Origin of the sequence: Vibrio metschnikovii CIP 69.14 (genome assembly GCF_000176155.1) — a bacterium.
Lineage (GTDB): Bacteria > Pseudomonadota > Gammaproteobacteria > Enterobacterales > Vibrionaceae > Vibrio > Vibrio metschnikovii.
In genome coordinates this window covers 749,612-762,640 of record NZ_ACZO01000007.1, presented here as the reverse complement: position 1 = coordinate 762,640, position 13,029 = coordinate 749,612, and the positions used below count along the sequence as shown (strand labels likewise).

Sequence of the window (13,029 nt, the reverse complement as noted above, 5' to 3'; positions counted from 1 at the left end):
GTTCCCTTTTATGCTCATTCGTTAAGCATTAATGACTTCCCAGCTGTGGGTGAGCTCAATACTTTCACCAAGCATTAAACAAACTGAACAGTATTTATTGAGTGAATCTGCCACCACTTGTTCAACAATTTCTGACGACACATGGCTCCCTTCAATCGTAAAATGCAGATTAATATGAGTAAAAAGACGCGGCGCCGTTTCTCTACGCTCAGTGATCAACGATACACGACAACCCGTTACCGCTTGCTGAGCTTGCTTTAAGCCATTAACCACATCCACTGAGCTACACCCCCCAGCGGCCATCAACACCATTTCCATCGGGCTGGGCGCAGAGGAGCCTGCATTACCATCCATTACGATAGAGTGTCCTGACGGTGATTGACCAATAAATCTTAATCCATCAACCCATTGTACTTCTGCTTGCATAGAATAACTCCTGTCTTTAGCCTAGATTGGCCTTGCAAAGTAAATATTATCTTTAAGATAAACGGGGGCTTCATCGTGACGACCCGATGACCATCACTGCAATATATCTAAGCCGATAAAAAAAGCCAGTTCGTAGTACAAAAGAAAACCCCACTAAGCTTACGCCTAGTGGGGTTCAGTTCTTACTCGCAGCAATCCGGCTACTAATCAAGTGCTCCCTGCATCAATTCCTTGATAGTCTGCTATATCCGTTAGCACATTCCGTTTCATCGCCATCCTAGCGGTGTCCCTTACTCTATCATCCTGATAGACGTGCCTTATTCCTTTAAGATGTCCATTAACCATCCGTGATAACCATCCTAGTTATTCGCGTCCTGCTAATGTCCTTTGCTTTCCTTGCCGATGTTTCATCCTGAATCATCGAATCTTCGTCCTGAAGATGACCTATCCTTGGGTCTTTCCTGTTCCGTGTCGGCTTCCTGCTGACAAATTCAGAATACGGCAACACTGTTTTTCGGCAAGGTTGTGAATGAACATTTCTATTCAGCCCAGCAACTTATTACATAAATAAGTCATTAAAAACAATAAGATAAAAATAAAATGGCCCTTTTACCCATAACAAAAAACGCACATCTCTCACATTGATTGTAAGAGATCTCTCACAAGGCTTATCGCTAAATCACCCATAGCAATCTAGCGAGGAGCGATAAAAAACGAGAGTTCAGTCTCACTCTAGTAAAGCCAAGCCTAACCAATCAACGTTTTTCTCGCATGACGGGCGCAAAATTTATCTAGACTAAGCTCGACAAAATCACGATCATGACTGACAAATAACGTTACGTTAAGGAAACCAAGATTATGATTTCAAAATGGGCGCAACGCTTCTACCAAATGGCCGAACTGGTTGGTTCTTGGAGTAAAGATCCGTCTACTCAAGTCGGTGCCGTGATCACCAAACAAAATCGTATTGTCTCTGTCGGCTTTAATGGCTATCCCCATGGTATCTCTGACAGCGCAAATACCGATGACCGTGACATGAAATATTTAAAAACATTGCACGCTGAAGAAAACGCGATTCTCTTCGCCAAACGTGATTTGGATGGCTGTGAAATTTATGTGACTCATTTTCCGTGCCCCAATTGCGCGGCTAAAATCATTCAAACTGGTATTTCTGCAGTGCATTGCCCTGAGCAGTCTGACGATTTTCTTTCTCGTTGGGGCGACAAAATAAAAGTTAGCCAAGACATGTTTTTACAAGCAGGGGTAAAAGTAAACTGGTTACCTTTAAATGAGCTCAAACCGATCAGCCAGATCCCACCAGCGAATCTCTAATTAATACCACCAGTAACCACTTAAGAGTGCCTTGTCTGGTAACCACCGTTCATTCACAAGCAGGTAGGTAAAAATTAACCTACCTTGTGCTTGCCAATAACCCTAATCAATTAAGGACTACTTTCAGATAGCGAACACATTCAAACCACATGGATTAAATCACGCTCATCAATACAGATTAACCTGCTGAATAAACAGGAATTTTCGACTGAAATCACAAAAATTAAGTAACTAATTTTTCTTTTTCAAACACAACTATGATTTCAATGCATATCCTCACGAAATAAGTGACATTAATTAAAATTGTCAATACCGACTTAACCCTTAAAAACTCCGCTATAACACCAGAAAACAGTAGAAACATAGCCTAATATATGGCCATTAATTTTACTAGCAGAATAACCGCTCAAGATTTACAATCCCGACACAATCCAATAACAAGCTAGCTCAATACTAAACACAATACAAATTGTGATGGTTGAGCACGTGATGCTTATCGCTTGCGGTGACATCACGTTTAACCCTACGTGAAAGGTCTTAAGTCAACATGAGCCCAGAAAAACATCGCCTCGATTGGCAAATTAGCCAAACCATCGCTGAATCTATGTCGCCTCTGATTGGCAAACTTTACCGACAAGCAGGTGTAGAAATCTTATTGTTTGGTAAAACGCTGATCAATGCGACCACAATTGACATCATCAAAGCTCATAAAATTGCGAGTCGCTATATCGGAGAATCTTTATCTCTTGAACAAACCATACCTTTGCTCACTTCATTGGCAGAGATGACCCTATCGCCTTGTAAAATCGATATTGGCCAATTAGCGCATCGTTATTGGCAACATCATGATGACGCCGATGCTATGCAAGATTACTTGCATACGGCACTTGTTGAAGCTGTGAACGGCGAACCCATGAATCAACCTAAAGATGTTGTGCTTTATGGTTTCGGTCGTATTGGCCGTTTATTGGCTCGTTTATTAATAGAAAAAAGTGGTCCGGGTTACCCATTACGCTTACGTGCGATTGTCGTTCGTGGCGGTAAAGACGGAGATTTAGAAAAACGAGCCAATCTATTGAGACGAGATTCCGTCCATGGCCAGTTCAACGGTAGTATTATTATCGATAGTGAACGCAAGGCACTGATTGCCAATGGCAACTATATCCAAATGATCTATGCTGACTCACCGCAAGAGGTCGATTATAGCCACTATGGTATTCACGATGCGCTTGTCGTTGATAACACCGGTGTGTGGCGCGACAGTGAAGGGTTGAGCCGTCATTTAGCTTCTCCAGGTGCGAGTAAGGTTTTGCTCACCGCGCCCGGTAAAGGCGATATTAAAAATGTGGTTTTTGGGGTGAATGAATCGGTGATTAGCGCTGATGATACGATCATATCCGCAGCAAGTTGTACGACCAACGCAATTACGCCCATTCTTAAAGCGATGCACGATCAATATGGTGTGCTATCTGGGCATATTGAAACCGTTCATTCTTATACCAACGATCAGAATTTGATTGATAACTTCCACAAAGGTGAACGTCGTGGCCGATCGGCCTCTCTGAATATGGTGCTGACCTCGACAGGTGCAGCGAAAGCCGTCGCCAAAGCGTTACCGGAGCTAGCAGGAAAATTAACCGGGAATTCGATTCGCGTACCGACCCCCAATGTATCGATGGTGGTTGCTAACTTAAATCTAGCCAAAGAAACCGATAAAGCCTCGTTAAACCACTATTTAAGACAAATTGCTACTCACTCCCCTCTTTCAGCGCAAGTTGACTATACCGATTCAACTGAAATCGTTTCGAGCGATTTAGTCGGTTCACGTCATGCTGGCGTCGTTGATGGTGCTGCAACGATCGCCCAAGGCAATCGCTGCGTTTTATATGTCTGGTACGACAATGAATTTGGTTACAGTTGCCAAGTCATTCACTGTATGGAACAAATGATGGGCGTGCGTTACAAAACGTATCCCCAATAATCGAAACCGACTCCACAACACAATAATAATAAACCGAATGTGCTGAGCGAAAGGCGGCGGAAAGAGTTACGACGCTTTTATATTATTGGGTAGCCAATAATGTTCAGGACAGATGGATCCATCATCCCCCCTTGCCGCTTATCACGACCGATAGGCGGCTTTTTTTTTGGTCCACTAGCGATACTCTGCTCTCGGGTTACGGCTAACTAATATAATTTATAGTTATTAATCAAAGTCAATCAATACATTGACATAAATACAATTCAGGCTTTCATTGATAGAAAAAGGACAATAGATCAGGAATTATGATTAAGAGATAATCAGAGTGCAGCATTATTAATAAGTTAACACTATACATAACCTCGATTAAGACAATCCCATACAAAAAAGTACACAAACACAATAGCGATGTTCTTGGCTGTGAGTAATAATACTCGCTGAATATTATCTGTATTACAGTAGTGGTAATTCGTGTGCGATTAAAATTAGCCTCGGCAGCTCATGCTCAAAGCCAAAAACATAAATTGAGAGATATCAGTAAGTTTATTCTTAGATCTTATCTCTATCCTCGTCATTTCCAAAAGATGGTAAACTTATTCCATCATAAGCGTCGGCAACATATTTTTATTCGCCAGCCAAATTATATCATGAAATGTATGATTCCATTTCTACATATTGGTTTAAGTAAAAGTGATGTCATACAGTTGCTCAATGACCACCATTCATGGCTAGAAGCTACTTTTTCTCGTGCCGCTATTCTTAAAATACATACTGATAAATTATATTTAGGCAGTATCCATATTGACGATGAAAATTATCAACTTACTTTAAGCTTCGATGGAAGAATACGTAAAGAAGGTGAATTGGCGTTATCACTAGAAGATAATACAGGCTATGCTTATTATACTTTAGGTTTCACGATTCAAAACAACCTATTATTAATTGGCTGCATGCAAGGTGCCGTTAACGATAATGGTTTCAGCCGAACATTCACTAAAGCTATCTATGGTTTAAGACCTAAATCATTTATGGTTGAAGCGGTTCAATTTATCGCTCAATATTTAGACATGAAAGCTATCTATGCGGTTAAAAATTCAGCCCATATTTATAATGCAAAGCGATATGGTAAAAAAAGCGATTCCATCAATTTAGACTATGACCAATTATGGCAAGAACACGATGGCGTTGATCACAACCGTTGGTTTTATTCTTTACCCTTATCTGCTAAGCGTCGCGAAATGGAAGAGATAAAGCGTCCGAAACGCAAAATGTACCGTGAACGATATGTATGGTTAGACGCTTACCAACAGCAACTTTATGCCTTATTACAGCCATCATTACTCTATCCTCATAATCTTAAGATGAGTATTGCTGAACAAGTCGCTTGGTTGACTGATGAGTCAACACAACAATCGATTAGTTAGCGTTCATAATAGGGAGGGAAGTACACTCTCCCTCGGTGAAACCTCTCATCAACATTAATGCGATTTGAGTCAGCATCGTTCATGTTTTCTTCATCACAGATGAGGTATGATAAATTGATATCGATTTTGGGAGACTGTTTATGTATCGAGTATTAATAACCACCTTGACATTAATCTGCGGTTTTTTTGCCTTAATCTTTGGCTTACTGCTCGCGATTCCACTCACCTTGATCGCCATCATCAGTGGTAAACGGTTAGAAAGGCAGCTAAGACGCCGCCCTTTTCATCAAGCTCACAATAACGAAAGTGAACATATTATTGAAGGTGAGTTCGAAGAAGTACCACATCGCGAACAAAATTCCGAACAACGTAGCGATTACCGTCAATAACATTAAGGTGGCGTCGTACTCGTTTACTGTACGATTTCAACTTACTTCGGTTGCTGTGCCAATACGCGATCAATATCTTGTGCGTTATGACGCTCAGCTAACTGCTCCCAAGCCTCTCCCCATGTTCGGTTGACAATTCGACCACGTTGCACTGCCGGACGTTCTGCAATGGTTTTCGCCCAACGTTGCACGTGTTGATAAGATTGCACATCCAGAAACTCAGCCGCATTGTAAGCATTGCCTAGCACTAGATTGCCATACCAAGGCCAAATCGCCACATCAGCAATCGTATATTCTTCACCCGCAATATAAGTCTGTTTGGCCAGTTGTTTGTCTAACACATCCAGTTGACGTTTCGCTTCCATTGCAAATCGATTGATAGGATAAGCAAACTTTTCTGGAGCATAAGCATAAAAGTGACCAAATCCCCCACCCAAATAGGGAGCAGATCCTTGCAACCAAAACAACCAATTCATCACTTCTGTACGTTCGGGCAAAGCTTGTGGTAAGAAATGACCAAATTTTTCCGCAAGATAGAGCAAAATATTGCCCGATTCAAAAACGCGAATCGGCGATGCTAACGAACGATCCATCAATGCAGGGATTTTCGAGTTAGGATTAACCTCAACAAATCCAGATCCGAATTGCTCACCATCACCAATTTTTATCAAAAAGGCATCGTACTCGGCTTGGTGAATACCTAATGCTAATAACTCTTCTAACAAGATAGTGACTTTTTGCCCATTAGGTGTCCCCATAGAGTAAAGTTGGATCGGGTGTTGACCTATCGGTAACACTTGTTCGAAACGAGAACCAGAGTCAGGTCGGTTAATACTTGCCCATTGTCCGCCATTTTCACTCTCCATGGTCCAAACCTTAGGGGGTACATATGCTTGTGTCATAACACTCTCCTTGCTTATTATCTTGTCAGTAAATCTTGCCGAAACATCGTTTATACCCAAACGACTTGAAGTTGCAGGTAGGCGGCAAGTGAGTGAATTCCCCATGAGCATAGGCAAACGATGTGATTGGGGTGAACGAACGTAGCCAACACCGCTGCAGCTTCAAGTAGGGAGAGTATACTCATTGTTAATTAACTAAGATATTGGGGCAGTTTCCAAACGTTCAAGCGATGCAGCGATCATCTTGAAATAAATAAGTCTCGCTATTTACTCGGCAACGTGTATAGTGAAGTTGGCTCTTAAAGCAGAGTTGTTAATGTGACATAAAGTGTAAGTTTTTGCTCAGAAAACCATCGATACCCTTCGTTTAGTGCCTGTACAAGTTTACCTTCATCTACCATTCAATTGCTTATCTATCAGCCAACATTAATTTAGTATCATAAAATATAGAGGTAATTATGTCAGGTAAAGTGACAGGTTCAGTAAAATGGTTCAACGAAACTAAAGGTTTCGGTTTTCTTACTCCAGATAACGGTGGAAGTGATGTTTTTGTTCACTTCAACTCAATCGCATCTGAAGGATTCAAAACTCTCGCTGAAGGCCAAAAAGTAAGCTTCAACGTTGAGCAGGGCAAAAAAGGCCCTCAAGCAGAACAAGTAACGGTTCTGTAATAGAATGTTGATGGCGTGATACTTTATCACGCCATTGTTTTATCCATCACTTCCTTCTCCGCTTTGAGAAAAGCTTGCCACTCACGATACCGCACGACCAATATTTCTCGTTGAAATAACACTGAAATAGAGGTGTTAACGATGATGCACGGATTACATTCACTTTTGTGCAACAAATCTAATAACTCGGTTCTTAGGCTGGCCTTTAATCCTCATTAGTGTACTAATAGGAATCATTTTTTAAATGGATGATACCAACATGGCAAAAGCACCAAAAAAAACCAAGACAGCCGCTCCTCAAGCGGACAGCAATGAGAAAATGCCGTTAACTCAGCACCAAACGCGTAAAAAAATTGAAGATATTCTTGAGCAAAGAGCCTTTGAAAAGCAGTATGGTGGATAAGTTACCGATGGCCGACTGCCTTTTAGCAGCCGTCATACGCTAAAAGGCCAACGCTTAAGCACTTTTCTCTTTATGTAATCATCGAGTTAAGCATTATTGATTCATCAATAACCATCTGTATCCAGCTGTTTCATTCATTCTGTACGATATTTTTTGTCTCCAACGCCATATTTGTAATACCATACCTCCCCTTAGAAACTCGCTATTCCCAAACTACTCGATCTTGTCATCATCAGCCTTGTTCACTATTGCTATTGAACAAACGGATACCAATAATCCGACGTTAACTTCAAGTAGCTAGGGATACCTAATCACTGAGGAAACGGATGAATAACCGACAGCGTATTATTCAACAAACTCATCGCGAAGCATTAGCCGCTCTGATCCTCGCCTTGGGTTACTTTATCTGGTGGTATGTCACGGCTTATGGCTTCTCTGCGCCTTTTGATGATCTTGAATTGCCAGCACTCTACTTCGGTATGCCGTTGTGGTTTTTGCTGTCTTGTGTGGTAGGCCCAATAGTATTTACTCTTCTCTGCGCGTTAATGGTGGCATTCATTTATCGCGATATTAGTCTTGAACCAGATATGACGACCCGTGATGAATAATCAACTTCTCTTGCCTCTCATCATTTATTTAGCAGCCGTATTTGCGATTGCTTTTTTTAGCCGGCGTAGAACAACAGATGGCGGCTTTCTCAATGAATACTTTCTTGGTGGGCGCAGCATGGGGGGATTTGTGCTCGCAATGACGCTTGCTGCCACTTATGCCAGCGCTAGCAGCTTCATTGGCGGGCCAGGTGCCGCTTATAAACTTGGCTTAGGTTGGGTTTTGCTCGCGATGATCCAGTTACCAGCAACCTGGTTAACTCTTGGTATATTAGGTAAAAAGTTTGCGATTGAAGCTCGTCGTCATAATGCGTTAACTCTCAATGATATGTTATACGCTCGCTTTAAAAGTCGTAGTGTGGTTATTTTGGCATCGACGTCTTTACTGCTGGCATTTTTTGGTACGATGGTCGTGCAATTTGTTGGTGGAGCACGCCTATTACAAACGGTTACTGGGCTCTCTTATCAACATGGCTTAATGCTGTTTGCTTTTACTGTTGGTCTTTATACAACCATCGGCGGGTTTCGTGCGGTAGTAATGACCGATACCGTGCAAGGGATCATGATGTTAATCGGGACTTTTGTACTATTAGCAGGAGTGATCCACGCTGGTGGTAGCCTTGGCACACTAATCACGGAACTGCATCGTATTGATCCTGCGTTAATTACCCCCTACGGCCCCGATCAATTCCTCAGCCAGCCATTTATGTTGAGCTTTTGGATACTGGTTTGCTTTGGCGTGATTGGGTTACCCCATGCCGCCGTTCGTTGTATGTCTTATAAAGACAGCCAATCGCTGCACAAGGGTATAGTCTTAAGCACTATTATGATGGCTTTGTTGATGTTTGGTACTCATTTATCGGGAGCATTAGGGCGCGCTATCGTGCCGGATCTTACTAGCCCAGATCAAATCATGCCGACCTTAATGATCACCGTTCTTCCGCCTTTATTGGCAGGGATTTTCCTCGCCGGCCCCATGGCGGCGATTATGTCGAGTATTGATTCACAGCTAATCCAAGCCTCGGCGACATTATTAAAAGATCTCTATCTTAACTATATTAATCCCAGACTCATCGATGAGCCGCAGGCAGAAAGTAAGATGACTCGCTTATCTTTGTGGGTGACGATGATTTTTGCTTTGTTAGTTTTTTTTGCTGCAACCAATCCACCGGAGATGATTGTCTGGCTTAACTTAATGGCACTCGGAGGCTTACAAGCGGTATTTCTCTGGCCTTTGGTGCTCGGTTTATATTGGAAAAAGTCTTCATCGACAGGCGCATTGAGTTCAATGATCGTTGGGCTTTCCACCTACACGAGTTTAATGTGGTTAAAACCTGATTTAGCGGGCATCCATCCCATCGTCCCGACCCTACTGTGTGGATTACTCAGTTTTATTATGATGAGTTATCTAAAACCGGATACAAGGCAACAGCTTAAAGAAAGTATGGTTGAGCGTTAAGTGAAGCCCGGTAATTTGCTGCCGTAACAGCAAACTGTCGACCTAAGCGAGTCGAGTTTCACTATGTTCTTGTGAGGTGGGACTTTTGTCAGAAAGATACGAGTTATCAGTAATGGTGTTTCAATCCACGCGCCTGCGGGAGACGCGACGGGCGCAATGACATACCTATCTTCAACAATCTTGGTTTCAATCCACGCGCCTGCGGGAGACGCGACCAGATATCGTCCTAACCTTGGGCTCATAAACAAGGTTTCAATCCACGCGCCTGCGGGAGACGCGACCTGTCGGTAAAACTAACTCGTTATTTACTAACTTGTTTCAATCCACGCGCCTGCGGGAGACGCGACGACGTTGATTATCAAAATCAATATTAATAACTTGTTTCAATCCACGCGCCTGCGGGAGACGCGACAATATAGCATCCATAACTAATCCAAAGGTAAAAGTTTCAATCCACGCGCCTGCGGGAGACGCGACGATTTGATGAACCAAGATATACAAATCGCTGAGTTTCAATCCACGCGCCTGCGGGAGACGCGACGACGTTGATTATCAAAATCAATATTAATAACTTGTTTCAATCCACGCGCCTGCGGGAGACGCGACTTTACCTTCACTGATTGCCGTATCTATCGCACTACGTTTCAATCCACGCGCCTGCGGGAGACGCGACAAGGTGTTTACAGCCAGTACCAGATATTTGAAAGTGTTTCAATCCACGCGCCTGCGGGAGACGCGACCAAAAAGAGGGCCAACAGCAACTAAATTCAGTCGTTTCAATCCACGCGCCTGCGGGAGACGCGACCATCGTGATGGTGCAACTTCTGGCGTGTTGAAGGGTTTCAATCCACGCGCCTGCGGGAGACGCGACCCATCGCTAGCCGATAAGAGACGTCTTGCAGCTGTTTCAATCCACGCGCCTGCGGGAGACGCGACCTTTTGACTCAATCAAAACCCGCCCATATCTCAACAAGTTTCAATCCACGCGCCTGCGGGAGACGCGACTTTAATGGAACTGGATATACCAGATTGGCTGATTGTTTCAATCCACGCGCCTGCGGGAGACGCGACCAAACCCAAGAGCTATGAAACTGACATCAATAGTGTTTCAATCCACGCGCCTGCGGGAGACGCGACTTCTGTCTCATCGCTGGGCATAAAGTCTTGCGGAGTTTCAATCCACGCGCCTGCGGGAGACGCGACGCGGCTGATGCGTTGTCTATAGCTGACTCGAGCGTTTCAATCCACGCGCCTGCGGGAGACGCGACAACGATGCGGCAAGTGAAATTATTGGCTGGGCAAGTTTCAATCCACGCGCCTGCGGGAGACGCGACGACAGTTTTTACTATCTTTCTTTTGTCTTTCTGGTTTCAATCCACGCGCCTGCGGGAGACGCGACTGCCTATTGTGAAAGGCACGTGTAAACTAGCATATATTATGGTTTGCCGCTAACTTTACGCGGTAGAAGAAAACTATTTTGTGTAAAGCTATAAAAATAAACATTTTCTATATTTTTAAAGAACTTATGCAATCGCTAGCTCCCCAATGTTTTAGTGAGCACTCCAACCTAGCGATTATAAAATTAGGGTATCTCTAAATATATCTATCGCTTCTTTCGCGCCATGGTGCTCTACTTTGTTTTGCCAGTTTTTACCGAGCTTATAAAAACGCAAACTGTCGACTTCAGGATCATAAATAGATAAAAGTTTATCTTTAAATTCTAACCATTGTGTTGAGTCTATTTCACATTCAAACACTGAATATTGCACTCTCATACCATAGTCTAAGCAGACTTTTGCTAATTGCCTGAGACGTTTTTGTCCATCTTCACTAGCAAAAGATACATCGTAGGTGACCAATACCATCATGGCGTACTCTCCTTATTTTTTGATCACAAATGGCGGATAATAGGCTAAGTCACCACGTAAATGCCGGGCTAATAACATAGCTTGGACATGCGGTAATAAACCAATTTGCACCTTTTCTTGCAAAAAAGGGTGTATGACTTCTTCTTGTTTTTTAGCTTGGTACGCCTGAAAAACCAGTTTACGCGCGTCGTCTTTTATGCTGACTCCACCAAGACAATCTGTCTCAAAGTCTTTCGTGGTGAGGCTTTTATTATTAAAGAGTTTTAAGGCAATACTATCGACAACATAAGCTCTAAACTCTTCTAAAAGATCGAGGGCGAGGCTATTTCTGCCCGGACGCTCCTTGTGTAAAAAACCGACCTGAGGATCTAATCCAACTCCTTGTAATGCCCCACTGATCTCTTGCCCTAATACAGAATAAAGCAGTGAAATAACCGCATTAACGGGATCTTTAGGCGGCCTTCGAGTGCGCTTAGCAAATAATTGTTTACTTTCGTTGCCTTTAAACATGTCAGCGAAAGCAGAAAAGTAATGTGATGCGGCCTCTCCCTCTAGCCCTAAAATGGTATCGTAGACAGTCACTCCTTTGAGTTGCTCAATAATTTGTTTTAAACGATCAATGGCTTTTTCTAACTGTGGCGTACTATTGTGATTGCGCCTAAAGCGTAAAAGCAACATACGAGATGAACGTATTTTTGCGGCGACAATGTGCTTGGCAAGTTCGTTTGCAGCCTGCTCCTGAACGCTAAACTGCTGCCTACGCAATAATACGTTGCCCGTTTGTTTGCCAACCACATTGGCGAGAAAACGACCATGCATATCAAAAAAAGCGAGATGTGTACCATTTTCACCACAAAAGCCAAGTAACTGCGGCGAAACCATAATATTACCAAAACAAAATATGCTACCAATAGAATGAATAGGAAGCTGCATCAGTTTTTGCTTTTCTCCATCCACTTTCTGTTCAATTAGTAAGGTTTCGCGTTGCTTATGTAAATAGACGCCATCTTTAGTGATATAAAGTGAGTTTTGCAGTTTTTTCATTCCGCCTCCGTGTTAAACAATCCGGCTACGTAACCGCTTGAACCATCTTTATTGGTTAAATCTGGCTGACAGATCTCAATTAAAGAACATGCCTTACAGTGTTTACCTTTGGTTGGCGGAGGTGTTTTTCCGTTTGCAAACAGCTGTTGCACTTGGGTAATCAAGGCGTTAGTTTTCGTTCGCAGTGGGTTATCGAACTCAACTTCAATGCGTTTGCGTGTTTGCCAATACCAAAGTGCACCATTTTTGACTTCAACGGATAGCATTTCTTCGATACATAAAGCTTGCGCGCACAGCTGTACTTTGTCGATATCGCTGGCTTTTGGCTTCCCTCGTTTATATTCAACGGGAACAAATTGGTTGCTGAGTTTATGGTGCTCTAATAAGTCTAATTTGCCTGTTACGCCTAATTGTGGCGCAGTCACCACTACGCCACGTTCAAAACGCACCCCTTTACGGGTTTCTGGCTCGCCGTTATCAACGCGCTCATGTAACTGCCGCCCGTGTGCCGTTAGGTAGTTT

12 protein-coding genes, 1 pseudogene and 1 CRISPR repeat array are annotated in these 13,029 nt (G+C 43.0%); of the genes and pseudogenes, 8 read left to right on the top strand and 5 right to left on the bottom strand.

Annotated elements, in window-relative coordinates:
• Window positions 1–21: 21 nt before the first annotated feature.
• Entirely contained in the window at window positions 22–426 is a 405-nt protein-coding gene (locus VIB_RS14945; protein WP_040905320.1) for an OsmC family protein, read from the bottom strand.
• Between the two features lie 858 nt (window positions 427–1,284).
• On the opposite strand from VIB_RS14945, the gene VIB_RS14940 reads away from it, so the two are divergent.
• The 4 genes from VIB_RS14940 to VIB_RS14925 all read left to right on the top strand — a co-directional run bounded on the left by VIB_RS14940 (window position 1,285) and on the right by VIB_RS14925 (window position 5,552).
• Window positions 1,285–1,758 (top strand): dCMP deaminase family protein, encoded by a 474-nt coding sequence (locus VIB_RS14940; protein ID WP_004397071.1) that lies wholly within the window; start codon window positions 1,285–1,287, stop codon window positions 1,756–1,758.
• Window positions 1,759–2,305: 547 nt separating this feature from the next.
• Window positions 2,306–3,739 carry a glyceraldehyde-3-phosphate dehydrogenase gene (locus VIB_RS14935; protein WP_004397069.1) on the top strand — a complete coding sequence of 478 codons (1,434 nt, stop codon included), beginning with the start codon at window positions 2,306–2,308 and terminating at the stop codon, window positions 3,737–3,739.
• 473 nt (window positions 3,740–4,212) lie between these two features.
• The gene (locus VIB_RS14930; protein WP_004397066.1) at window positions 4,213–5,163 is read left to right on the top strand and encodes a VirK/YbjX family protein; all 951 of its coding nucleotides are present in this window, start codon (window positions 4,213–4,215) and stop codon (window positions 5,161–5,163) included.
• Between the two features lie 140 nt (window positions 5,164–5,303).
• Window positions 5,304–5,552 (top strand): FxsA family protein, encoded by a 249-nt coding sequence (locus tag VIB_RS14925; RefSeq protein WP_040905317.1) that lies wholly within the window; start codon window positions 5,304–5,306, stop codon window positions 5,550–5,552.
• A gap of 41 nt (window positions 5,553–5,593) precedes the next feature.
• Here VIB_RS14925 and yghU read toward each other — a convergent pair whose 3' ends face one another.
• Complete coding sequence (gene yghU / locus VIB_RS14920) at window positions 5,594–6,454, bottom strand: glutathione-dependent disulfide-bond oxidoreductase (RefSeq protein ID WP_004397061.1); 861 nt, start codon at window positions 6,452–6,454, stop codon at window positions 5,594–5,596.
• A gap of 458 nt (window positions 6,455–6,912) precedes the next feature.
• Here yghU and cspE point away from each other — a divergent pair, with 458 nt between their 5' ends.
• From cspE to panF, 4 genes are all read left to right on the top strand, one after another.
• A complete protein-coding gene (cspE, locus tag VIB_RS14915) occupies window positions 6,913–7,125 on the top strand; it encodes a transcription antiterminator/RNA stability regulator CspE (protein WP_004397054.1) in 213 nt (70 codons plus the stop codon).
• A gap of 244 nt (window positions 7,126–7,369) precedes the next feature.
• The gene (locus VIB_RS17630) at window positions 7,370–7,528 is read left to right on the top strand and encodes a hypothetical protein (RefSeq protein ID WP_004397053.1); all 159 of its coding nucleotides are present in this window, start codon (window positions 7,370–7,372) and stop codon (window positions 7,526–7,528) included.
• A 326-nt stretch (window positions 7,529–7,854) separates the two neighbouring features.
• Window positions 7,855–8,136, top strand: a complete 282-nt coding sequence (locus VIB_RS14910) for a YhdT family protein (RefSeq protein WP_004397051.1) — start codon at window positions 7,855–7,857, stop codon at window positions 8,134–8,136.
• Window positions 8,129–9,595 carry a sodium/pantothenate symporter gene (gene panF / locus VIB_RS14905; RefSeq protein ID WP_004397050.1) on the top strand — a complete coding sequence of 489 codons (1,467 nt, stop codon included), beginning with the start codon at window positions 8,129–8,131 and terminating at the stop codon, window positions 9,593–9,595. Before VIB_RS14910 ends, panF begins: the two co-directional genes overlap by 8 nt.
• A 117-nt stretch (window positions 9,596–9,712) precedes the next feature.
• Window positions 9,713–10,994: a CRISPR direct-repeat array (repeat unit 32 nt; unit sequence GTTTCAATCCACGCGCCTGCGGGAGACGCGAC).
• 175 nt (window positions 10,995–11,169) lie between these two features.
• Here the strand turns inward: panF and cas2 are convergent.
• The 3 genes and pseudogenes from cas2 to cas4 form a co-directional block, all read right to left on the bottom strand.
• Window positions 11,170–11,463, bottom strand: coding sequence for a CRISPR-associated endonuclease Cas2 (cas2, locus tag VIB_RS14900; protein WP_040905314.1), 294 nt, complete (start codon window positions 11,461–11,463; stop codon window positions 11,170–11,172).
• A 12-nt stretch (window positions 11,464–11,475) separates the two neighbouring features.
• Window positions 11,476–12,507 (bottom strand): type I-C CRISPR-associated endonuclease Cas1c, encoded by a 1,032-nt coding sequence (cas1c, locus tag VIB_RS14895; protein WP_004397042.1) that lies wholly within the window; start codon window positions 12,505–12,507, stop codon window positions 11,476–11,478.
• A pseudogene (gene cas4 / locus VIB_RS14890) lies at window positions 12,504–13,013 on the bottom strand (CRISPR-associated protein Cas4); the annotation flags it as partial. The pseudogene cas4 and the gene cas1c, both read right to left, overlap by 4 nt.
• Window positions 13,014–13,029: the final 16 nt, after the last annotated feature.

Excerpts from the sequence above, each read along its gene's own strand:
- VIB_RS14945 (WP_040905320.1), bottom strand. The coding sequence starts at position 426 with ATGCAAGCAGAAGTACAATGGGTTGATGGATTAAGATTTATTGGTCAA.
- VIB_RS14940 (WP_004397071.1), top strand. The coding sequence starts at position 1,285 with ATGATTTCAAAATGGGCGCAACGCTTCTACCAAATGGCCGAACTGGTT.
- VIB_RS14935 (WP_004397069.1), top strand. The coding sequence starts at position 2,306 with ATGAGCCCAGAAAAACATCGCCTCGATTGGCAAATTAGCCAAACCATC.
- VIB_RS14925 (WP_040905317.1), top strand. The coding sequence starts at position 5,304 with ATGTATCGAGTATTAATAACCACCTTGACATTAATCTGCGGTTTTTTT.
- yghU (WP_004397061.1), bottom strand. The coding sequence starts at position 6,454 with ATGACACAAGCATATGTACCCCCTAAGGTTTGGACCATGGAGAGTGAA.
- cspE (WP_004397054.1), top strand. The coding sequence starts at position 6,913 with ATGTCAGGTAAAGTGACAGGTTCAGTAAAATGGTTCAACGAAACTAAA.
- VIB_RS17630 (WP_004397053.1), top strand. The coding sequence starts at position 7,370 with ATGGATGATACCAACATGGCAAAAGCACCAAAAAAAACCAAGACAGCC.
- VIB_RS14910 (WP_004397051.1), top strand. The coding sequence starts at position 7,855 with ATGAATAACCGACAGCGTATTATTCAACAAACTCATCGCGAAGCATTA.
- panF (WP_004397050.1), top strand. The coding sequence starts at position 8,129 with ATGAATAATCAACTTCTCTTGCCTCTCATCATTTATTTAGCAGCCGTA.
- cas2 (WP_040905314.1), bottom strand. The coding sequence starts at position 11,463 with ATGATGGTATTGGTCACCTACGATGTATCTTTTGCTAGTGAAGATGGA.
- cas1c (WP_004397042.1), bottom strand. The coding sequence starts at position 12,507 with ATGAAAAAACTGCAAAACTCACTTTATATCACTAAAGATGGCGTCTAT.